A 21,788-nucleotide genomic window follows, 5' to 3' on the forward strand; every position below is an offset into this window, starting at 1 on the left:
GCGCCGGTGCCCTACGATCCGCAGCTCGAGGCGGGCCTCGCGTTCTTCCTCGACCTCGTGGAGCGGATCCCGCTGCGCGCGCACACGATCCTCGACAACCGTGCGCACTTCGCCACGGTGATCCCGCCCATGGAGGCGCAGGCCGAGAGCCGGGCCGTGCACTGGGAGGACCGGGTGATCCCCGGCCCCGCGGGCGCACCCGACATCGAGGTGACGATCGTGCGACCGGCTGGCGACGGAGCGGCTCCGGGCGAAGCGGGATCGGGATCCCCCGCCGCCCGCCCCGCGGTGCTCGGCATCCACGGCGGCGGCTACGTGCTCGGCACCCGCTTCTTCGGCACCGGCGAGCTGATCGACCTGGCGGAGCGCTACGGTGTCGTCGGCGTGGCGGTGGAGTACCGCCTCGCCCCCGAGCACCCCGCACCGGCCGCGGCCGAGGACTGCTACGCCGCGCTCGCGTGGATGGCCGAGCACGCGGCCGAGCTGGGCATCGACCCCGCGCGGATCGTCGTCTCCGGGGCCTCGGCGGGCGGCGGGCTCGCCGCCGCCGTGGCGCTCATGGCGCGGGATCGCGGCGGCCCCGCGCTCGCGGGTCAGCTGGTCAACTGCCCCATGATCGACGACCGCAACAGCAGCGTCTCGACCTGGCAGTACGACGGCATCGGGGCGTGGGATCGCAACAACAACGACACGGGCTGGGACGCCGCGCTGGGCTCGGATCGCGGCACGGATCGGGTGCACCCGTACCAGGCGCCGTCGCGCGCGGCCGAGCTGTCCGGGCTGCCGCCGGCCTTCCTCGAGGTGGGCTCGGCGGAGATCTTCCGAGACGAGACGATCGACTACGCCGGCCGCATCTGGGCGGCGGGCGGCGAGGCCGAGCTGCACGTGTGGTCGGGCGCCTACCACGGCTTCAGCGGGTTCTCGCCGGACGCCGTGGTGTCCCGGGCCGCACTCGAGGCGCGCGACAGCTGGTGGCGCCGGATCCTCGCCCGATGAGCGCGCGCAGTGCCGCGGGCGGCGCTCGCGCGTCCCGCAGGCTCCCCGCGAAGCCGCCGATGGGCCTGCTGCGCATCACCCTGGTGCTCGGCGCGCTCGAGGCGTTCGGCCCGCTCTCGATGGACCTCTATCTGCCGCAGCTGCCGCAGCTCGCCCGCGCGCTCGACACCTCCGACGCGCTCGCGCAGGCGACCATGTCGGTGTGCATGATCGGGCTCGGGATCGGCCAGCTCGTCGCCGGGCCGCTCTCCGACCGCTTCGGCCGCAAGCGGCCGCTCGTAGCGGGTGTCGTGCTCTTCGCGGTGCTCTCGGCGGTCTGCGCATTCGCCCCGACGATCGAGGTGCTCCTCGCGGCGCGCTTCCTGCAGGGCCTCGCCGGGTCCGCGGGTGTGGTGATCAGCATGGCGGTCGCGCGGGATCTCTTCCACGGCGTCGAGCTGTCGCGCATGCTGTCGCTGCTGGCGCTCGTGTCGTCGCTCACCCCGATCATCGCGCCGGTGATCGGCGGTCAACTGGCACGGTTCATGGACTGGCGGGGCATCTTCCTGGTGCTCGCCGGGGTGGGCGCGGCGCTGGTGCTGGTGGCCCGGTTCGGGCTGCGGGAGACGCTGCACGAGGGCCGGCACACCGGCGGCGCGCTGGGCACGACGGCATCGCACATCGGGGCGGTGATGCGGGATCCGCTGTTCGTGGCGATCATGATCGCCGGCTGTCTCGGGGGCACGGCCTTCTTCGCGTACCTGTCGATGTCGAGCTTCGTGCTGCAGGGCGAGTTCGGCCTCACACCGCAGCTCTTCAGCCTCGTGTTCGCGGCGAACGCCCTCGCGCACCTCGGCGGCGCCCAGCTGAGCCGGGTCTTCGTGCGCCGCTTCGGAACGGTCCGCATGTACCTCACGGGGCAGATCGCCGGAGCGATCGCCGCGATCGTGCTGCTGGCGGCCACGCTCCTCGGCGCTCCGGCGCTCGTGTTCATCCTGCTGCTGGCGCTGTACCTCGGAGCTTCCGGACTCGGCGGGCCGAACGGCACCACGATCGCGCTCGGCGGCCACGGATCGCGGGCGGGCACCGCTTCGGCCCTGCTGGGCATGGCGATGTTCACCGCTGGGGCGGTGATCGCCCCGGTGGTCTCGGCCCTCGCGGGCACCTCGACGCTGACGCTCGCCGCGACGGTCGCCGCGGGCGCCGTGCTCGCGGCCCTGATCGGCCTGCTCGCAGTGCGCCGTCTCGCGCCCGCCGCGGCTGTTCCCGCAAAGACAATCGGGTTACCGCGCGAGTCAAGCGCCGTGAAGATCGAAGGATTACCCTGAAGGCAAGCAACCGGACTCAAGGTGGAGGTTCTTTCCATGGATACGTATGCAGAGCTGCTCGAGGCGGTCACGGCGAAAAGCGGCGAGACCCGCGATGCCGTGGACCCCGCGACCGGGGAGGTCATCGGGAAATCACCGACGCAGACCGTCGCGGATCTCGAGGCCGCGATCGATCGGGCCGAGGCCGCGCAGCCGGCATGGGCCGCGCTCAGCGACGACGAGCGCAAGGCCTACCTGCATCAGGCCGCCGACAAGATCAAGGAATCCGCGGAAGCCCTCGCGGAACTGCTCTCACGCGAGCAGGGCAAACCCCTCAACGGCCCCAACGCCCGCTTCGAGGTCGGCGGCTGCGAGGTCTGGACCCGCACCGCCGCCGACACCCCGCTCCCGGTCGAGGTGCTCGTGGATGACGAGTCCGGTTACGCCGAGATGCACTACCGCCCCATCGGCGTGGTCGGCGCGATCTCCCCCTGGAACTGGCCGATGATGATCTCGATCTGGCAGATCGCACCCTCGCTGCGCATGGGCAACACCGTCGTCATCAAACCCGCCGACACCACCGCACTGTCGGTGCGGGCCCTGGTCGCGGTGATGAACCAGGTGCTGCCCGAGGGCGTGCTCAACATCGTCACCGGTCCCGGCCGCACCATCGGCGACGCCCTCACCAAGAGCCCGAAGATCGGGAAGATCATGTTCACCGGCTCCACCCCGGTGGGCAAGCAGATCATCGAGGCCTCCGCCGACAACGTCACCCGCCTCACCCTCGAGCTCGGCGGCAACGACGCCGGCATCGTGCTGCCCGATGCGGACCCCGCTGCCATCGCCGAGGGCCTGTTCTGGGGGGCGTTCATCAACACCGGCCAGACCTGCGCCGCCCTCAAGCGCCTCTACGTGCACGACTCGATCTACGACCAGGTCGTCGAGGAACTCGCACAGTTCGCCGCGAACGTGCCCATGGGCGTCGGTCTGAACGAGGACAACGTGCTCGGCCCGCTGCAGAACCGCGGCCAGTTCGACACCGTCGACCGTCTCGTGCAGGCCGCCAAGGACTCCGGCGCCCGCATCGTGCTCGGGGGCGACCCCGACTACGACGCGCCGGGCAACTTCTACCCGACCACCCTCGTCGCCGACATCGACCCCCACAACGATCTCGTCGTCGAGGAGCAGTTCGGGCCCGCCCTGCCCATCATCCGCTACACCGATCTCGACGAGGTCATCGCCCTCGCCAACGAGCTCGAGTTCGGCCTCGGCTCCTCCGTCTGGAGCGCCGACCGCCAGAACGCCCTCGCGGTCGCCGCCCGCCTGCAGGCCGGCACCACCTGGATCAACTCCCACGGCGGACTCCACCCCATGGTGCCCTTCGGCGGCGCCAAGCAATCCGGCTACGGCCGCGAATTCGGCGTCGAAGGCCTCAAAGCCGTCGCCGAACCCCACGTCATCAGCGGCTGACACCCACACGCGGAAGGGGGCGGCGACCGATCGGTCGCCGCCCCCTTTCGCGTGCCGGTGGCGGCGGACCGCGACCGGCCACGGTTCGCGGATCCCGGCGACGGCACGGCGGCTCGTCCGCGTGCTATCCTCGTGGCGATCGTGATCCGCAGACAGGAGGTGAGACCCATGAACGCAGTATTCGCAGTGGGCGCTCCTCGCAGTCCACGATCGCGCGGCTGAACTCGTCGCCCACGGGAGCGCCTCTCAGGCAATTCGCGAAAGGCGACTCCCATGCACACCACCTCTTCCACTCCGCATCCCGCTTCCGGTTCCACTTCGGACTCAGCTTCCGGTTCCGCTCCGCGTTCCGCTCCGCGTTCCGCTTCCGCTTCGGATCCCACTCGGGACCCCGCTTCGGACTCCGTCCAGGACTCCCCATCGATGACGGCCCCGGGTGAGACGCGCCCCTCGCGTGAGCGCGCGCTGGTGCTCGGCGGCGGCGGCTCGACCGGCAACGCGTGGCTGATCGGCATCGTCGCGGGCCTCTTCGACGCGGGTCTGGATGTCACGACGGCCGATCTCACCGTCGGCACCTCGGCGGGTGCGACGGCCGCGGCCCAGCTGGCCGGCGCGACCCCGCCCGAACTGCTCGCCGCCGTTCTCGAGTCCGCGCCTCCGCACGGGGCCGATCCGGCGGGCGCCGATCCCACGCGGGCCGACCCGGCGGAGGCCACCGGCCGCGCACCCGGCGCGAGCGCGCCGGCGACCGACCACCTCGAGAGACTCAGAAGGGTCGTCGCCGACGCCTCGGATGCCGCCGATGCGCGTCGCAGAATGGGCGCAGCGGCGCTCGAGCGAGGAGCGCGATCGAACGGCTCGTGGCAGGCGCGCTGGCGCGCCACGGTCTCCTCCCGGTTGCCCGATCGACGCTGGCCGCGACGCGAGCTGGCCATCACGGCGGTCGATGCCCGCACCGGCGACCCGGTCGTGCTCGACCGCCGCAGCGGGGTCGAGCTGGTCGACGCCGTGGCGGCCAGCACCGCCGGCGGCGGGTTCGCGTACCGCATCGGGGACCGCAGCTGCATCGACGGCGGATACCGCGCCAACGCCGAGAACGCCGACCTGGCGGCCGGGTACGAGCGGGTACTGGTGCTGTCTCCGCTGAGCGGCCGATCGTTGCACCCGCCGAGCTGGGGCACGCACCTGGCGACCCAGGTCGACGAACTGCGCGCACGCGGCAGCCGGGTCGAGACGGTCTTCCCGGGCGCCGGCTCCGAGCACCTGTTCGGCGCCCACGCGATGAACCCGTCGCTGCGGCCGGCCGCCGCTCGGCTCGGCTACGACCAGGGCCGAGCACTCGCCGGCCCACTGGCCGACCTCTGGCGCTGACGCGGGCCGGCACCCGCCGAGACCGAGCCCACTCGCCGAGACCGCAACGAACATCCGCGCTGGAGGACGCGGTTTCGCGCAATCGGCTCTGTCTCGGCGGGAGTCCCAGCGCGGCCAGCCGGAGGAGCCCCTGCGAGCCGGAGGAACCCCTGCGAGCCGGTGGAGGGAGCCTCGATGGGCGGGGCGGGGCGGGGCGGAGCGGAGCGCCGCTACGCGCGCGGGTTCCGCTCGACGTGGGCGAGGAACCGTTCCGACCAGCGCTCGAGGCGCTTGCGCAGGGCGGGATCGCTCGCGGCGCCGGTCACGGGATCGAGCTCCGACGCGTCGAAGGTGAGGTACATCTCGGGCTGGCCGAGGGTCGGCATGTCGAGGTACGCCAGCACCTCGCGCAGCTGGTGCTGGGCGAGCGCCGTGCCGAGGCGCCCGCCCGAGGCGCCGAGCACTCCGGCGGGGATGCCGGGGAACGCGTTCTCTCCCCCGGGGCGCGATCCCCACTCGAGGGCGTTCTTCAGCGCCGCCGGCATCGAGCGGTTGTACTCCGGCGTCACGAACACGATCCCGTCGACCTTGCCGAGCTGCTCCTTGAACCGCGATGCAGCCTCGGGGAAGCGATCGTCGAGGTCGCGATTGTAGAGCGGAAGATCGTCGATCCGCAGTTCGACGAGTTCGGCGCGGTCGCCGATGACCTCGGTGACCGCTGCCAGGATCCTCCGGTTGATCGAGACCGCCGAGAGACTCCCGACGATGGTGCCGATGCGCATGGCGCCCTCCGTTTCCCGGCCCCGGATCGCGGCCGTGCCTCCAGACTGGCCCGCCGGTTCCGCCCTGTCCAGCCCTTGCGCGGAACACTAGGCTTGCGGCATGGCGACGATTCCGGACGACATCCGCGCGTACCACGAGGGCCTCGACCACGAGGCGCGCCCCATCTGCGATCTGCTGCTCGGGATCATCTCCGCCGAGCTGCCGGACGCCGAGTGCAAGGTGTGGCATCGTCACCCGGTGTGGTTCTTCGACGGCAATCCCGTGGTGGGCTACGACCGGCTGAAGGCGTCGGTGCGCCTGCTGTTCTGGAGCGGCCGGTCGTTCGACGAGCCCGAGCTGGCGGCCGAGGGCAGCTTCCAGGCCGCCGAGGCGCGCTACACGGATCCCGGCCAGGTCGATCCGGAGGCGCTGCGCCGCTGGCTCGCGAAGGCCCGGGAGATCCAGTGGAACTACCGAGACATCCGGCGCAACCGGGGCCTCGTCCCGCTGCGGGGCCTGCCGGAGGCGCCGGGAACCGCACCCGCATAGGCCTCGAACGGGAGACGGCGCCCCGGGATTCATCCCGGAGCGCCGTCTGAGGCCCTACCAGCGGGGTTTGCGCTTGCCGTCCGAGCGATCCGAGCCCGAGTCGCGCTTGCGGTCGTCGCGCGGCCCGCGATCCTGCCAGCCGCCGCGGTCGTTGCGATCGCCCCGGTCGTTGCGGCCACCGCGGCGGTCGTCGCCGTCCCAGCGGGGCTTGCGGTCTCCGCGGTCGTAGCCGCGGTCCCCTCGGGAATCCCGGTCGTAGCCGCCGCGGTCCCGGTCGTATCCCCCGCGGTCCTGGCGGTCGCGATCGTAGCCGCCGCGATCCCCGCGGTCACCCCGGTCGTAGCCGCCGCGACCCTGACGATCGCGATCGTAGCCGCCGCGATCGCTCCGGCCGCCGCGGTCGTAGCCGCCGCGATCCCCGCGATCGCTCCGACCTCCGCGATCGCCGCGGTCGTAGCCGCCGCGCTTGCCGTCGCGCACCGGCCCGGTGTCGGGCCGCAGCTCGATGAGCTTGCCGCTGATGCGGGTCTGCGCGAGCGCGTCGAGGGTGTCGCGCGAGAGGTTCGCGGGCAGTTCCACGAGCGAGAAGTCGTCGCGCATCTGGATGCGGCCGAAGTCGTCTCGGCCGAGGCCGCCCTCGTTGGCGATCGCGCCCACGATCTGCCCGGGCTTCACCCGCTGACGGTGGCCCACCTCGATGCGGTACATGCGCAGATCGTCGCGCTTCGGGCCGCGCTCGCCACGATCCCGGTCGCCGCGGTCGCGATCCGAGCGGTCGCCGCGGGCACGATCCCGCGCCCCGTCCTCGAGGAAGCGCGCGGCCTGCTTGCGGTCCCGCTCGAACTTGCGGTCGTCGTCCTCGGTGAGCAGCAGCGGGGTGTCGCCCTGCGCGACCACCGCGAGCGCCGCGGCCACATCGGCCTCGGGCACGTCGTGGTGGCGCACGTAGTGGTCGATGATGTCGCGGAAGGCCTCGATGCGGGGCTTCTCGTCGAGCGCCGCGGTGATGGCGTCGTCGAAGCGGCTGAGGCGGGTCGCGTTGACCTCGTCGACGCGCGGCAGCGGCATCTGGGTCAGCGGCTGCTTCGTAGCCTTCTCGATGGCCTTGAGCAGGCGCTGCTCGCGCGGCGTGACGAAGCTGATCGCGTCGCCCGTGCGGCCGGCTCGGCCCGTGCGGCCGATGCGGTGCACGTACGACTCGGTGTCGATCGGCAGGTCGTAGTTGATGACGTGGCTGATGCGCTCGACGTCGAGACCGCGCGCGGCCACGTCGGTCGCGACGAGGATGTCGAGCTTGCCGTCCTTCAGCGCCTGCACGGTGCGCTCCCGCTGCGCCTGCTGGATGTCGCCGTTGATCGCGGCGGCCGAGTAGCCGCGGGCGCGCAGCTTCTCGGCGACCTGCTCGGAGTCGCCGCGGGTGCGGGTGAAGACGATCATGCCGTCGAACTCCTCCACCTCGAGGATGCGCGTGAGCGCGTCGAGCTTCTGGGTGTACGAGACGACGTTGTAGCGCTGCGTGATGCTCGAGCTCGTCTGGGTCTTGCCGGCGATCTTGATCTCGCGCGGGTCGTTGAGGTGCTGCTGCGAGATGCGGCGGATCTGCGCCGGCATGGTCGCCGAGAACAGCGCGACCTGCTTGGTGTCGGGGGTGCCCGCGAGGATCGTCTCGACGTCCTCGGCGAAGCCCATCTTCAGCATCTCGTCGGCCTCGTCGAGCACGAGGTACTTGATCTCGCTGAGGTCGAGGGATCCGCGGTTCAGGTGATCCATGATGCGGCCCGGGGTGCCCACGACGATGTCCACACCGCGGCGCAGCGCCGACAGCTGCTGGCCGTAGGCCTGGCCGCCGTAGACGGGCAGCAGGTGCACCTCGGGCATCTGGGACGCGTAGCTCTCGAACGCCTCGCAGACCTGCAGCGCGAGCTCGCGGGTCGGGGCGAGCACGAGCGCCTGCGGCACGCCCTGGCCGGGCTCGATGCGGCTGAGGATCGGCAGCGCGAAGGCGGCCGTCTTGCCGGTGCCGGTCTGTGCGAGGCCGACCACGTCGCGGCCGCTGAGCAGCACCGGGATCGTGGCCTCCTGGATGGCCGACGGGGTCTCGTAGCCGACCGCGGTGACGGCGCGCAGCACCTCGGGGGCGAGGCCGAGGTCGGCGAAGGTCACGCGCTCGGGCGCGGCGGGCTCGGGCTCCGCGGCCGGTTCGGCAGCGGACTGCTCGCCGGACGGCTGCTCCTCGGCGGGCTGCTCCGCGGCGGGATCCGCCTGCTCCGCGGCAGCGGCTTCGGGATCGGATGCGGTTTCGGGCTCGCCTGCGGCGTCAGCGGTGTTCTCGGGATCGGATGCGGGGGCGGCCGGGGTCTCGGCGTCCGCGGGAACAGCGGGCTGGGTCTCAGCCGGTACAGCGGCCTCCGTGGAGGCCTCGTCGGTCGCGGCCGTCTCGTGGGGCTCTGCGGCGTCGACGTTTTCGGAATTGCTCATCATACAATCCTACCCCGGATCCCATGCCGCCACGCCGAGTCGGGCTGGCGTCCACCGCCGGCGGTCCGGGCCCGGCCCTTCACGCCCCGGCACCCCGGCGCCCCCGGGAACGCGGCACCCCGGGAACGCGCGTCAGTAGATGTCACCCAAAGGGCCTTTTGGTGACATCTACTGACGCGCGTGCGCTGGGAGGACCCGCATCCACTCTGGGATGGCGGCAGCGCCGCACCACACGGCGGTCCATGGCGGCAGCGCCGCACCGCACGGCGGTCCATCGCGGCAGCGCCGCACCACTCGGCGGTCTACGCCGGCTGCGCCTCGCGCAGCGCGAGCCAGTCCGCGCGACGCTGCGCCTGCAGCGCCGGATCGGCCACGGGCGAGGCCGCGAGCAGGCGCCGGCTGTAGGGGTGCTGCGGATCCCGCGTCACCTGCTCGCCGTCGCCCACCTCCACGAGGTCGCCCCGGTACATCACCGCGACGCGGTGGCAGATGCGCCGCACCACGCCCAGGTCGTGCGACACGAAGAGGTACGAGACCCCGGTGTCGCGCTGCAGCTCGATGAGCAGATCGAGCACGGTCGCCTGCGTCGTGAGATCGAGCGCGCTCACCGGCTCGTCGCAAATGATGAGGCGCGGCTTGCGCACCAGTGCGCGGGCGATGGCGATGCGCTGGCGCTGGCCGCCCGAGAACTCGCTCGGGAAACGATCGATCACGCTCGCCGGCAGGTTGACCCGCTCGAGCATCTCCCCCACGATCCGGCGCGCCTCGGTCCGGCCCGTGCCCGCGGTCGAGAGCGGCTCCGCGAGGATCTCCCCGATGGTCATCCGCGGGTTGAGGGAGCCGTAGGGATCCTGGAACACCACCTGGATGTCGGAGGCGAGCTCCCGGCGCTCCCGCCCCTTGAGGTGGGTGATGTCACGGCCGTCGAAGGTGATCGTGCCGCTCGCGACGGGCACGAGGCCGAGGATCGCCTTGCCGAGCGTCGACTTGCCCGACCCCGACTCGCCCACCAGGCCGACGCACTCCCCCGCGCCGACCTCGAGCGAGATCTCGTGCAGCACACGGTTGGGCCTGCGCCTCGAACCGTACTCGACGACCACGTTCTCGGCTCGCAGCAGCGGCTCCCGCACGGCCGGATCCCGCCGGGTCCGATCCTGCGCCGGCCGATCCTGCGCCGGCTGATCCTGCGCCGGCTGATCCTGCGCGCTCATGCGTCGCCCTCCTTGTCCGCACTCGCCGCGACCGGCTCCGGGCCGGACTCGGTTCCCGCACCGGCACCGGTTCCCGCACCGTCGGGCTCGGCGTCGAGCTCGACGCGGCTCGCCGCTCCGTCGAGCGAGGCCGCGATGAGCTCGCGGGTGTAGTCGCTCTCGGGGTGGGCGAAGATCGGTCCGACGTCATCGATCTCGACGATGGATCCGGATCGCATCACGACGACGCGGTCGCAGATGTCGGCCACGACGCCGAAGTTGTGGGTGACGATGACGAGCGCCATCTGGTCCTCCTGCTGCAGCTCGCGCAGCAGCTCGAGCACCTCGGCCTGCACCGTCACGTCGAGCGCCGTGGTCGGCTCGTCGGCGACGAGCACCGACGGCCTGCCGGCGATCGCGCCCGCGATGAGCACGCGCTGGGCCATGCCGCCCGAGAGCTCGTGCGGGTACGACCTCATCACCCGTTGGGGATCCACGATGCCCACGCGATCGAGCATCGCGAGCGCTCGCTCGCGCGCCTCGGCCCGGCTCATGCCGTGCACGGTGCGCAACGGCTCCGTGAGCTGGTAGCCGATCGTGTACGAGGGATCGAGGTTGGTCATCGGCTCCTGCGGGATGTACCCGATCTCGTGTCCGAGCAGCCGCGCACGATCGCGCTTCGAGAGCGTCGTCACGTCCTCGCCGCCGATCCAGATCGCGTCGGCCGTGTAGTAGCCCGACTTCGGCAGCAGGTCGAGCATCGAGAACACGGTCTGCGACTTGCCCGATCCCGACTCGCCCACGATGCCGAGCACCTCGCCGGGCGACACGTCGAGGGTGATCCCGTGCACCACCTCGACCTCGCCGTCGGGCGTCTCGTACCTGACGCGCAGGTTCTCGAGCCGCACGGCCGAGTCGACCGCGGCGACCGAGATGGAGCCGGTGGTCGACTCGGTCACCGCCCCGGCTCCGCGGGCCGCGTTCTCGGCCTCGATGGCTTTGCGCTGGCGACGGGACAGCACGGGGGTCTTCGCGTTGATGACGTCGCCGAGCGTCGAGCCGAGCACCGCGAAGGCGGCGATCGAGACGCCCAGCGCGAGCGACGGCCAGAGCAGCAGCAGCGGATCGGTGCGCATGACCTGGAAGCCCTCGTTCATCGCGGCGCCCCAGCCGGGGGTCGTGCCTCCGCCGATGCCGAGGAACTGCAGGCCGGCCTGCATGCCCATGGCGATGCCGGCGGTGAGCGCGGACTGGATGACGAGCGGCGCCACGACCTGGCGGATGACGTGCCGCGACATGATGCGCAGGTCGGTGAGCCCCGAGACGCGGGCCGCGTCGACGTACATCTCGCTCCGCACCGCGAGCACGGTGGACCGCGTGAGGCGGAAGTAGCCGGGCGCCATGAAGATGCCGATGGTGATCATGAGCAGCGTCAGGTCGTTGCCGGTGTTGGCGCCCACGATGAGCAGGATCACCATGCCGGGGACGGACTGCAGACCGTCGCTGATCCAGGTGCCGATGCGGTCGGTCGCGCCGCCGTAGTAGCCGGCCGCGAGACCGGAGGGCACGCCCAGCGCGATCGACGTGAGGATCGCCACGAAGGTGCCCCAGAGGGTGATCTGCGCGCCCCAGATGAGGCGGCTCAGCACATCGCGCCCGGTCGTGTCGCCGCCGAGCGGGTGCTCCCAGCTCGGCAGGGCGCGCGCCTGCGAGAGGATGACCTCGTTGGGGTCGTGCGGGGCGAGCCAGGGCGCGAAGATCGCCACGAGCACGATGAGCGCCAGCACGGTCAGCGAGATGGCGCCCGCGGGCCGCCGGATCAGGCGACGGAGGATGGAGCCGCGCTCCCCCGCCCGGGTGTCCGGGCGCTCGGTGAGCGGCGCGGTGGTGGTGGTCATTTCACTCGAACCTTCGGGTTGATCCAGCCGAGCACGATGTCGAGCAGGAGGTTGACGACGATGACGAAGACGACGGTGACGACGGTGATCCCGAGCAGCGTCGGGATGTCTCCGTTCTGAGAGGAGCTCTGCGTGAGTTCGCCGATGCCCTTGATGCCGAAGATCTGCTCGACGATGATCGCGCCGGAGAGGAGGCCGACGAACATGAGGGCGAGGATCGTGAGCGAGGCCGGGGCCGAGTTGCGCAGCAGGTGCAGCGCGATGCGCCAGAACGGGATCCCGCGGCTGCGCAGCGTGCGCGTGTAGTCCTGGGCGTCGGCCTGGATGATGCCGTTGCGCAGCTGCTCGGCGATCATGACGATCGCGCCGAGCGCGAGCGAGATCGCGGGCAGGGTGATGGATCGCAGCCAGCCGGGCAGCGATTCGCTCGGCTGCACGTAGCCGATCGCGGGGAACCACTTGAGCTGCACCGCGAAGGTCATCACGAGCACGACGGCGACCCAGAAGCCGGGCAGGGCGAAGAGGACGACGGCGCCCGCCTTGACGGTCTTGTCGATCCAGCTGTGGGGGCGGAGGCCGGCGAGCGTGCCGAGCACGGCGCCGAGCAGTGCGGAGAGCGCGACCGATGCGGTCACGAGCGACAGGGTCACCGGGAGACGGAGTGCGAGGATCTTGTCGATCGGCTGATCGTTCTTCCACGAGGTGCCGAAGTCGCCCTGCAGGAGCTGCAGCAGCCACTCCTGGTACTGCACGAGCACCGGGCGGTCCGCGCCGATCTTGACGGTGAGGGCGGCGATGGCCTCCGGCGTGGCCCCGCTGCCGAGCAGGCCGAGCGCCGGGTTCGGGATCGCGGCGTGCGCGAGGAAGAAGGTGCCGCTCGCGACGACGAAGAGCAGCACGATGCCGGAGAGCAGCCGCTTGAGTATGAAGGTGATCATCGAGTTTCCCGGGTCGAACGGTGAGGAGAGGGGGAACCGCCGGGGTGGGGCCGCGGTGCTCCGCGGCCCCACCCCGGGAAGGTCAGCCTACGAGAGGGAGATCTGACGCAGGGTCGGGAACATGAGGCCGATGACCGGCTTCACGTCGAACTCGGAGGTGCTCACGAACACGTTCTCGTTCTGCGCGAAGACCGCGTTGTAGCCCTGGGCGGTGACGAGCTCGTTGAGCTTCTCGATCTCGGCGAGCTGGGCGTCGCCGGGATCGGCGCCGAACACCGCGTCGACCTGCTCCTCCACGCCGTCGAGCGCGGCGAGGCCCGGGTTCGGGTTGTACCACTGCGGCTTCGAGATCTGGCGCTCGACCGTCGCCACCGGGTTCGCGTCCATGGCGATGACCGCGACGTACATGGGGTACGTGGGCGCCTTGCCCATGTAGCTCATGAAGTCGGTCTCCTCCCACGTGACGGTGATGCCGAGCTCGGCGAAGGTCTGCTCGACGATCGCCTGGTAGGGCTGGAAGGGACCGGCCATCGGCATGGTGACGTCGAAGCCGTCGGCGTAGCCCGCCTCGGCCAGCAGCGACTTGGCCTTCTCGATGTCGAGCGCGTACTCCGCGTCGAGCGCCTCCACGTTGCCCGGCGTGCCGGTCGGGAACAGCTGGGTGGAGACGAAGCCCTCGCCCTGTGCGATCGACTGGTGGATGCCCTCGCGGTCGAAGGCGTAGTTGAGCGCCTGGCGCACCTTCACGTCGCCGAGGGGCGAGCCCATGTCGCCCGAGCGATCGGCGAAGTACAGGCCGGCCCAGGTGGCGAGGCCCCTGGCGACCTTCCAGTCGTTCTGCTCGGCCAGGTCCGCACCGGTCTTGTCGGTGTAGATGAGGTTGAGCTGCTCGGCCTCCATGGCGTTGAGCATGGCGGTGGGGTCGCTGAGCGGAGTGATCTTCAGCGGATCGAAGGGGAAGGCATCGGCGTCCCAGTGATCCTCGATCTTGTCGAAGGCGTACTCGCTGCCGGGAACGCTCGAGTCGCTGAGCGTGTAGGGACCGGAGCCGACCGGGGTCTCGGAGAGCGTGCCAGCGTCGATGGCGCTCGGGGCTGCGAGGTAGCTGCGGCCGAGGCCGAGGAAGTAGAGCATCGTATCGTCGCGCTTCGACATCTCGAACTCGATCGTGTCGTCGTCGACCTTCGCGATCTCCGCGACGTTGAGGTAGGCCTCGCTGGCCGTGGTGCCGTCCTTGAGGTGCTGCAGGCCAGTGACGACCGCGTCGGCGTCGACCGCGGTGCCGTCGGAGAACTCCGCGTCGGTGCGGATGTCGAACGTCACGGTGAGGAAGTCGTCGGAGACCTCCCACTGCGTCGCGATGCCCGGCTGGGGCTCGCCGTTCTCGTCGGTCGTGACGAGGGCGTCGTACACCGCCGACAGGTACGGTCCGTCGAAGCCGAGATCGGCGTTCGCGGGGTCCCAGTTGGTGACGTCCAGGAAGTTGCCGATGCTCAGCGGGACGGCGCCTGCCGGGGCCTCCCCGCCGCCGGTCTCTCCGCCGCCCGCCGAGCAGGAGGTGAGCGCGAGCGCCGCGGCGGCGACGACCGCGATGCCCGTGAGGGTGTTCTTCATCATGTCTACTTCTCTCGGTAGTCCGGACATGTCTATTGGGGGGGGTGAGGCGCCGTTGCAGATCCACCATGCAGCACGGGGATCGAACGTTCTCCGCGGTTGCGATGGACGTCACTCCAGCGTGCCGTCGGATTTCATTCTACGTACGTTGACAAAAAACGCAAGTCCCCTCGATCCGCGCAAACATCACGAAATCGACACGATACGGAGCCGTCACGCACCCTGGCGCAGAACCCCTGGATCGTATACGATCTGACCAGAACCCCAGGAGACGGAGGACTCGTGCTCGAGCAGTCGCAGATTGAATCCATTGCCGATGAGTTGGTGCAGGCCGATCGGGATCGGGCGGTGCTGCCGCGGTTGACCGCCCGGTATCCGGGGATGGTGATCGAGGATTCCTACGCAATTCAGAAGGTGTGGTCGGATCGCCGCATCGCTGCGGGGGCGCGTCTGGTGGGGCACAAGATCGGGCTCACCTCGAAGGTGATGCAGGTGGCCACGGGGATCACGGAACCGGATTACGGGGTGATCCACGACGACATGGTGTACGAGTCGGGGTCGGTGCTGGAGTTCGACCGGTTCTCGAACGTGCGCATCGAGGTGGAGTTGGCGTTCGTGCTGTCCAAGCCGCTGACGGGCCCCGACGTCTCCCTGTTCGATGTGCTGGATGCGACCGCGTACGTGGTGCCGGCGCTGGAGGTGCTGAATTCGCATCTGGAGCTGGAGGGGCGCACGATCGTGGACACGATCAGCGATAACGCGGCGATGGGGGCGATGGTGCTCGGGGGCCGCCCGGTCAGGGTCGACGAGGTGGATCTGACGTGGGCGAAGGCGCTGCTGTACCGCAACGAGACGATCGAGGACTCGGGGGTGGCCGGGGCGGTGCTGGGGCATCCGGCGCTGGGGGTGGCGTGGCTGGCGAACAAGCTCGCCCAGCACGGGCAGACCCTGGAGGCGGGCGAGATCATCCTCGCGGGATCGTTCACCAAGCCGATGTGGGTCGAGCGCGGCGACACCGTGCACGCCGACTACCACGAACTGGGATCCATCACATGCCGATTCATCTGAGCCTGCCCCCCACCCTGCGCGAGCGGCTCGCCGCGGCCGAGCGCCCGCTCATCGGGCTGTGGGCCTGCGCCGGCAGCCCCGTCACCGCCGAGATCGTGGCCGGCAGCGGCTGCGACTGGGTGCTGCTCGACGCCGAGCACTCCCCCAACGGGCTCGAGTCGGTGCTGGCGCAGCTCTACGCGATGTCGGCGTACCCGGTCGCCCCGCTCGTGCGGCCGCCCTTCGGGGACACGGTCACGATCAAGCAGTTCCTCGACCTCGGCGCGCAGAACCTGCTGATCCCGATGGTCGACTCGGCCGAGCAGGCCGCCGAGATCGTGCGCGCGGTGCGCTACCCCGACGGCACCGCCCGCGGCGGCGTGCGGGGCGTGGGATCCGCGCTCGCCCGCTCGGCCCGCTGGAACCGCGTCGAGGGCTACCTCGGCCGCGCCGCCGAGACCCTCAGCCTGACGGTGCAGATCGAGTCCGCAGCGGCGGTCTCCGACGTCGAGCGGATCGTCGCGATCGACGGCGTCGACGCGATCTTCGTCGGGCCGTCGGATCTCGCCGCCTCGATGGGGCTGCTCGGCCAGCAGAACCACCCCGAGGTGGTGGAGTCGGTGCTGCGCGCGATCGAGGCCGCGAAGCGAGCGGGCAAGCCCGTCGGCGTGAACGCGTTCGTCGCGGCCGACGCGGATCGCTACATCGAGGCCGGCGCCTCCTTCGTGGCCGTCGGCGCCGACGTCGCGATCCTCGCCCGCCAGACCGAGGCGCTCGTGGATCGCTTCACGGGCGGGGCCGGCGGCGAGCGCGCGAGCTACTGAGCGCGGCAGATCCATGATCAAGCCGGCACCGCCGTCGGTCGAGCGGGGCGCAGCGGAGTCGAAACCCGGGTCCGGGCCTCGACGGAGTCCCGGACCGCGGTTTCGGCCGCGCTCGCCTCTCGCTCCGCTTCGATCGGCGCGGCTCGCCGTGTGGAGCGAAACCCCACTTCCCAAACCCGTCCAAATCGTATACGATAAGAAATATAACGAGGCCGGGATCCCTGGATCCCGCGCACGAGAATGATGAGCGAGGTCGCCATGACGTACAGAATCGAGCAGCTGGGCATCGAGACGCCCGGCAAGATCATTGCCGTCCACCTCAACTACCCGTCGCGGATCGCGCAGCGCGGCCGCACCCCGGAGTTCCCCTCCTACTTCTTCAAGCCCGCTTCGTCGCTCGCCCCCACCGGCGGCACGATCGAGCGCCCCGCCGGCACCGAGCTGCTCGCCTTCGAGGGCGAGATCGCACTCGTGATCGGCGAGCCCGCGCGTTGGGTGTCCCCCGAGGACGGCTGGAAGCACGTGGCCGCAGTCACCGCGGCCAACGACTTCGGCCTCTACGACCTGCGCGCCGCCGACAAGGGCTCCAACGTGCGCAACAAGGGCGGCGACGGGTTCACGCCGGTCGGCCCCACCGCGATCCCCACCGCCGGCATCGGACAGGACGCCTGGCGGGTGCGCACCTGGGTCAACGGAGAGCTGGTGCAGGACGACACGAGCGACACCCTCAAGTTCGCCTTCGGGCAGCTCGTCGCAGATCTCTCGCAGCACATGACCCTCGAGACGGGCGACGTGATCCTCACCGGTACGCCCGCCGGCTCCTCGGTCGTCGTGCCGGGCGACGTGGTCGAGGTCGAGGTCGACGCGCCCGGCGCGCCGGGCTCCCCCACGACGGGTCGCCTCTCGACCACCGTCACCCAGGGCGCCACGACCTTCGGCGACTTCGGCAACCGGCCGGCCATCGACGACAAGCAGCGGGTCGAGGCCTGGGGCGACGAGGCGGCGCACGCGGCCGCGGTCGCCGCGGGCAAGGCCTCCCCACTGGACTCGGACTCGTCGACGAGCTCGGGAACCGCGTCCCCGCTCACGGACGAGATCCGCGCGCTGCTCGACGGAGTGGCGGTCGCGACCGTCTCTGCCGCCCTGCGCAAGCGCGGCTACGTCGACATCTTCATCGACGGGGTGCACCCCAACCACGACGGCGATACGATCCTCGGCACCGCCAAGACCCTGCGCTTCATCCCCTTCCGCCCCGACCTGTTCAAGGAGTACGGCGGCGGATTCAACGCGCAGAAGCGCGCCTTCGACACCGTCGAGGCCGGCGAGGTGCTCGTGGTCGAGGCCCGCGGCATCCCGTCCACCGGCACCGTGGGCGACGTGCTCGCGCTGCGCGCCCAGTACCGCGGCGCCGCCGGCATCGTCACCGACGGCGGCGTGCGCGACTACGCGGCCGTGCAGGAGTTCGACATCCCGGTCTTCTCGCAGGGCGCCCACCCGAGCGTGCTCGGCCGCCGTCACGTGCCGTGGGAGACCGACGTGACCATCGCCTGCGGCGGCGCCGCCGTGCAGCCCGGCGACATCATCATGGGCGACCGCGACGGCGTGATCGTGATCCCGCCGTTCCTGCTCGAGGAGGTGGCCCGCGAGGCCGCCGCCCAGGAGCACGCCGACGCCTGGGTCGCCGAGCAGGTCGCGCAGGGCGCCCCGGTCGACGGGCTCTTCCCGATGAACGCCGAGTGGCGCGCGAAGTACGAGGCCGAGAAGGAAGCGCAGGCGTAGTCATGACCGCCGAGTCGAAGTCCGAGCGCGCGTACCGCCTGATCCGGGATCGGATCGACAGCGGGCAGTACGTGCCGGGCTACCGCCTGGTGCTCGCCCCCATCGCGAACGAGCTCGGGATGTCGGTCGTGCCGGTGCGCGAAGCCATCCGGCGCCTGGAGGCCGAGCAGCTCGTCACCTTCGAGCGCAACGTCGGTGCGCAGGTCTCCCTCATCAAGGAGACCGAGTACCTGCACACCATGCAGACGCTCGCGCTCGTCGAGGGGGCGGCCACGGGGCTCGCGGCGCCGCACATCACGGCGGACCAGATCCGCCGCGCGCGGCTCGTCAACCAGACGATGCGCGAGTCGCTCAGCGCCTTCGACCCGCAGCGCTTCACCGAGCTCAACCTCGAGTTCCACAGCGTGCTCTTCGAGACCTGCCCCAACCCGCACATCCTCGACCTCGTGCACCGCGGCTGGAACCGCATGAAGGTGCTGCGCAACTCGTCGTTCAGCTTCGTGCCCGGGCGAGCGCAGGAGTCGGTCGACGAGCACGAGCGGCTGCTGACGCTCATCGAGGATCGCGTCCCGCCACTCGAGATCGAGATGGCCGCACGAGCGCACCGCACGGCGACGCTCGATGCCGTGCTCGCGTACTCCGACGAGCACCGGCACGCGGGAGAGCAGCGGGCGGCCCCGGCCGCCTGATCCCGCGCATCCGAATCCACACCCATCCACCACCCCCACCTGGAGAGAGATATGACTCAGGAGAAGCCCGCCGGGCTGCCGGACAAGATCCGCCACTTCATCGACGGCAAGCACGTCGACTCCGTCGGCGGCGAAGAGTTCGAGGTGCTCAACCCCGTCACCAACGAGACCTACATCATGGCCGCCTCCGGGCAGAAGGCCGACATCGACCTCGCGGTCGCCGCGGCGAAGCGCGCGTTCGATGAGGGCCCCTGGCCGAAGATGAAGCCGCGCGAGCGGTCGCGCATCCTGCACCGGGTGGCCGACATCGTCGAGTCGCGCGACGAGCAGCTCGCGCAGTTCGAGAGCTTCGACTCGGGCCTGCCCATCACGCAGGCGAAGGGCCAGGCGCGTCGCGCGGCGGAGAACTTCCGCTTCTTCGCCGACCTGATCGTGGCGCAGCACGACGACACCTTCAAGGTGCCGGGTGTGCAGATCAACTACGTGAACCGCAAGCCGATCGGGGTCGCGGGCCTCATCACGCCGTGGAACACCCCCTTCATGCTCGAGTCGTGGAAGCTCGGTCCCGCCCTCGCGACGGGCAACACCGTCGTGCTGAAGCCGGCCGAGTTCACCCCGCTCTCCGCCTCCCTCTGGGGCGAGATCTTCCGCGAGGCCGGCATCCCCGACGGCGTCTTCAACCTCGTCGGCGGCTTCGGCGAGTCGGCGGGCGACTCGCTCGTCAAGCACCCCGACGTGCCGCTCATCTCGTTCACCGGCGAGAGCCGCACCGGTCAGATCATCTTCGGCAACTCGGCCCCCTACCTCAAGGGCCTGTCGATGGAGCTCGGCGGCAAGAGCCCCGCGGTGGTCTTCGACGACGCCGACCTCGAGACCGCGCTCGACGCCACTGTCTTCGGCGTGTTCAGCCTGAACGGCGAGCGCTGCACCGCCGGCAGCCGCATCCTCGTGCAGCGCGGCATCTACGACGAGTTCGTGGAGCGCTACGCCGAGCGCACCAGGAACATCGTGGTGGGCCTCCCCTCGGACCCGAAGACCGAGGTGGGTGCGATCGTGCACCCCGAGCACTACGAGAAGGTCATGAGCTACGTCGAGATCGGCAAGAGCGAGGGACGCCTCATCGCCGGCGGCGGCCGTCCGGAGGGCTTCCCCGAGGGCAACTTCGTCGCCCCGACCGCGTTCGCCGACGTCTCGCCCGACGCCCGCATCTTCCAGGAGGAGATCTTCGGCCCCGTCGTGGCGATCACCCCGTTCGACACCGAGGAGGAGGCGCTCGAGCTCGCCAACAACACCAAGTACGGCCTCGCGGCCTACATCTGGACCTCCGACCTGAAGCGTGCGCACAACTTCGCGCACGCGGTCGAGGCCGGCATGGTGTGGCTCAACTCGAACAACCTGCGCGATCTGCGCACCCCGTTCGGCGGCGTGAAGGCCTCGGGCCTCGGCCACGAGGGCGGCTACCGCTCGATCGATTTCTACACCGATCAGCAGGCCGTCCACATCACGCTCGGCACCGCCCACTTCCCCCGCTTCGGCGCCGGCTCCAACTAACCCCCGACACATCCACCCCTCGTCATCCTGCGCGAAGGCCGAAGGCCGGAGTCGCAGGATCCACTCGGCGGAGTCGATCCTGCGACTCTGGAGCTGTGGCTCCAGCGGTGAATCCCGAGAACGCTGCCGCGTTCTCATCGAGGATCCGCTGCGCTCGTGCAGGATGACGGGAGAACTGCAAGGAAGCAATATCATGACGAAACTCAACGAAAGCGACAAGACCTCCTCGGGCTTCTGGGTCACCGAGGAAGCCCCGATCCACTCCGACAACCCCGTCGCGACCCCGCAGGCCGAGGCGCCCGACATCCTGCGCTGCGCCTACATGGAGCTCGTGGTCACCGATCTCGCGGCCTCGCGCAAGTTCTACGTCGACGTGCTCGGGCTCTACGTGACCGAGGAGGACGACGAGGCGATCTACCTCCGCTCGACCGAGGAGTTCATCCACCACAACCTCGTGCTGCGCAAGGGCCCCGTCGCCGCCGTCGCCGCGTTCTCGTACCGCGTGCGCACCCCCGAGGACCTCGACAAGGCGGTCGCCTTCTACACCGAGCTCGGCTGCGACGTGCGTCGCAACGAGAACGGCTTCGTCAAGGGCATCGGCGACTCGGTGCGCGTGGTCGACCCGCTCGGCTTCCCCTACGAGTTCTTCTACCAGACCGAGCACGTCGAGCGTCTCGCGTGGCGCTACGACCTGCACAAGCCGGGCGAGCTCGTGCGCCTCGACCACTTCAACCAGGTCACCCCCGACGTGCCGCGCGCGGTTCGCCACTACCAGGACCTCGGCTTCCGCGTGACCGAGGACATCCAGGACAACGAGGGCACCGTCTACGCCGCGTGGATGCGCCGCAAGCCGACCGTGCACGACACCGCCGCCACCGGCGGCGACGGCCCGCGCATGCACCACGTCGCGTTCGCCACCCACGAGAAGCACAACATCCTCGCGATCTGCGACAAGCTGGGCGCGCTGCGCCTGTCGGACCGCATCGAGCGGGGCCCGGGCCGCCACGGCGTCTCGAACGCCTTCTACCTCTACCTGCTCGATCCCGACGGCCACCGCGTCGAGATCTACACCCAGGACTACTACACCGGCGATCCCGACAACCCGGTCGTCACCTGGGACGTGCACGACAACCAGCGCCGCGACTGGTGGGGCAACCCGGTCGTGCCCTCGTGGTACACCGAGGCCTCGCTCGTGCTCGATCTCGACGGCAACCCGCAGCCGGTGATCAAGCGCACCGACAGCAGCGAGATGGCCGTGACCATCGGCGCCGACGGCTTCTCGTACACCCGCGAGGGCGACGACGTGAAGGGCTTCAAGCTCGGCGAGACGCTGTAGGACGGCTCTCGGATCCGCTTCGCGGGTACGG

The 21,788-nt window shown here is 70.5% G+C and carries 17 protein-coding genes; 11 read left to right on the plus strand and 6 right to left on the minus strand.

Annotated features, from left to right (window positions below):
- From ACWKZU_RS12230 to ACWKZU_RS12245, 4 genes are all read left to right on the plus strand, one after another.
- Positions 1 to 996 (plus strand): alpha/beta hydrolase fold domain-containing protein (locus tag ACWKZU_RS12230; protein WP_449282603.1); only part of this gene is annotated, 996 nt, incomplete at its 5' end.
- Positions 993 to 2,303: a multidrug effflux MFS transporter gene (locus tag ACWKZU_RS12235; RefSeq protein ID WP_449282604.1), complete on the plus strand. Its 1,311-nt coding sequence runs from the start codon at positions 993 to 995 to the stop codon at positions 2,301 to 2,303. The genes ACWKZU_RS12230 and ACWKZU_RS12235, both read left to right, overlap by 4 nt.
- Before the next feature lie 36 nt (positions 2,304 to 2,339).
- A complete protein-coding gene (locus ACWKZU_RS12240; RefSeq protein WP_449282605.1) occupies positions 2,340 to 3,752 on the plus strand; it encodes an aldehyde dehydrogenase family protein in 1,413 nt (470 codons plus the stop codon).
- Between the two features lie 423 nt (positions 3,753 to 4,175).
- The gene (locus ACWKZU_RS12245; RefSeq protein WP_449282606.1) at positions 4,176 to 5,123 is read left to right on the plus strand and encodes a patatin-like phospholipase family protein; all 948 of its coding nucleotides are present in this window, start codon (positions 4,176 to 4,178) and stop codon (positions 5,121 to 5,123) included.
- Between the two features lie 209 nt (positions 5,124 to 5,332).
- Here ACWKZU_RS12245 and ACWKZU_RS12250 read toward each other — a convergent pair whose 3' ends face one another.
- Positions 5,333 to 5,884: an NADPH-dependent FMN reductase gene (locus ACWKZU_RS12250; RefSeq protein WP_449282607.1), complete on the minus strand. Its 552-nt coding sequence runs from the start codon at positions 5,882 to 5,884 to the stop codon at positions 5,333 to 5,335.
- A gap of 100 nt (positions 5,885 to 5,984) precedes the next feature.
- Between ACWKZU_RS12250 and ACWKZU_RS12255 the strand changes: the two genes are divergently transcribed.
- On the plus strand, positions 5,985 to 6,413 hold the full coding sequence (locus ACWKZU_RS12255; protein ID WP_449282608.1) for a DUF1801 domain-containing protein: 429 nt from the start codon (positions 5,985 to 5,987) through the stop codon (positions 6,411 to 6,413).
- A gap of 54 nt (positions 6,414 to 6,467) precedes the next feature.
- Here ACWKZU_RS12255 and ACWKZU_RS12260 read toward each other — a convergent pair whose 3' ends face one another.
- The 5 genes from ACWKZU_RS12260 to ACWKZU_RS12280 all read right to left on the minus strand — a co-directional run bounded on the left by ACWKZU_RS12260 (position 6,468) and on the right by ACWKZU_RS12280 (position 14,534).
- Positions 6,468 to 8,891, minus strand: coding sequence for a DEAD/DEAH box helicase (locus tag ACWKZU_RS12260; RefSeq protein WP_449282609.1), 2,424 nt, complete (start codon positions 8,889 to 8,891; stop codon positions 6,468 to 6,470).
- 302 nt (positions 8,892 to 9,193) lie between these two features.
- Complete coding sequence (locus ACWKZU_RS12265; RefSeq protein ID WP_449282610.1) at positions 9,194 to 10,102, minus strand: ABC transporter ATP-binding protein; 909 nt, start codon at positions 10,100 to 10,102, stop codon at positions 9,194 to 9,196.
- Positions 10,099 to 11,979 carry a dipeptide/oligopeptide/nickel ABC transporter permease/ATP-binding protein gene (locus ACWKZU_RS12270; RefSeq protein ID WP_449282611.1) on the minus strand — a complete coding sequence of 627 codons (1,881 nt, stop codon included), beginning with the start codon at positions 11,977 to 11,979 and terminating at the stop codon, positions 10,099 to 10,101. The genes ACWKZU_RS12265 and ACWKZU_RS12270 overlap by 4 nt, the downstream gene beginning before the upstream one ends.
- Positions 11,976 to 12,917, minus strand: coding sequence for an ABC transporter permease (locus tag ACWKZU_RS12275; RefSeq protein ID WP_449282612.1), 942 nt, complete (start codon positions 12,915 to 12,917; stop codon positions 11,976 to 11,978). Before ACWKZU_RS12275 ends, ACWKZU_RS12270 begins: the two co-directional genes overlap by 4 nt.
- Before the next feature lie 87 nt (positions 12,918 to 13,004).
- Positions 13,005 to 14,534 (minus strand): ABC transporter substrate-binding protein, encoded by a 1,530-nt coding sequence (locus ACWKZU_RS12280; RefSeq protein ID WP_449282613.1) that lies wholly within the window; start codon positions 14,532 to 14,534, stop codon positions 13,005 to 13,007.
- 279 nt (positions 14,535 to 14,813) lie between these two features.
- On the opposite strand from ACWKZU_RS12280, the gene ACWKZU_RS12285 reads away from it, so the two are divergent.
- The 6 genes from ACWKZU_RS12285 (at position 14,814) to hpaD (ending at position 21,757) form a co-directional block, all read left to right on the plus strand.
- Positions 14,814 to 15,599, plus strand: coding sequence for a fumarylacetoacetate hydrolase family protein (locus ACWKZU_RS12285; protein WP_449282614.1), 786 nt, complete (start codon positions 14,814 to 14,816; stop codon positions 15,597 to 15,599).
- Positions 15,584 to 16,402 carry an HpcH/HpaI aldolase family protein gene (locus tag ACWKZU_RS12290; protein ID WP_449282615.1) on the plus strand — a complete coding sequence of 273 codons (819 nt, stop codon included), beginning with the start codon at positions 15,584 to 15,586 and terminating at the stop codon, positions 16,400 to 16,402. Before ACWKZU_RS12285 ends, ACWKZU_RS12290 begins: the two co-directional genes overlap by 16 nt.
- A gap of 258 nt (positions 16,403 to 16,660) precedes the next feature.
- Positions 16,661 to 18,181 (plus strand): fumarylacetoacetate hydrolase family protein, encoded by a 1,521-nt coding sequence (locus ACWKZU_RS12295; RefSeq protein ID WP_449282616.1) that lies wholly within the window; start codon positions 16,661 to 16,663, stop codon positions 18,179 to 18,181.
- Positions 18,182 to 18,183: 2 nt separating this feature from the next.
- Positions 18,184 to 18,870, plus strand: a complete 687-nt coding sequence (locus tag ACWKZU_RS12300; RefSeq protein ID WP_449282617.1) for a GntR family transcriptional regulator — start codon at positions 18,184 to 18,186, stop codon at positions 18,868 to 18,870.
- Positions 18,871 to 18,921: 51 nt separating this feature from the next.
- Positions 18,922 to 20,421 carry a 5-carboxymethyl-2-hydroxymuconate semialdehyde dehydrogenase gene (gene hpaE / locus ACWKZU_RS12305; protein ID WP_449282618.1) on the plus strand — a complete coding sequence of 500 codons (1,500 nt, stop codon included), beginning with the start codon at positions 18,922 to 18,924 and terminating at the stop codon, positions 20,419 to 20,421.
- Positions 20,422 to 20,614: 193 nt separating this feature from the next.
- Entirely contained in the window at positions 20,615 to 21,757 is a 1,143-nt protein-coding gene (hpaD, locus tag ACWKZU_RS12310) for a 3,4-dihydroxyphenylacetate 2,3-dioxygenase (protein ID WP_449282619.1), read from the plus strand.
- Positions 21,758 to 21,788 lie beyond the last annotated feature (31 nt).

The organism is Leucobacter sp. (assembly GCF_053528595.1).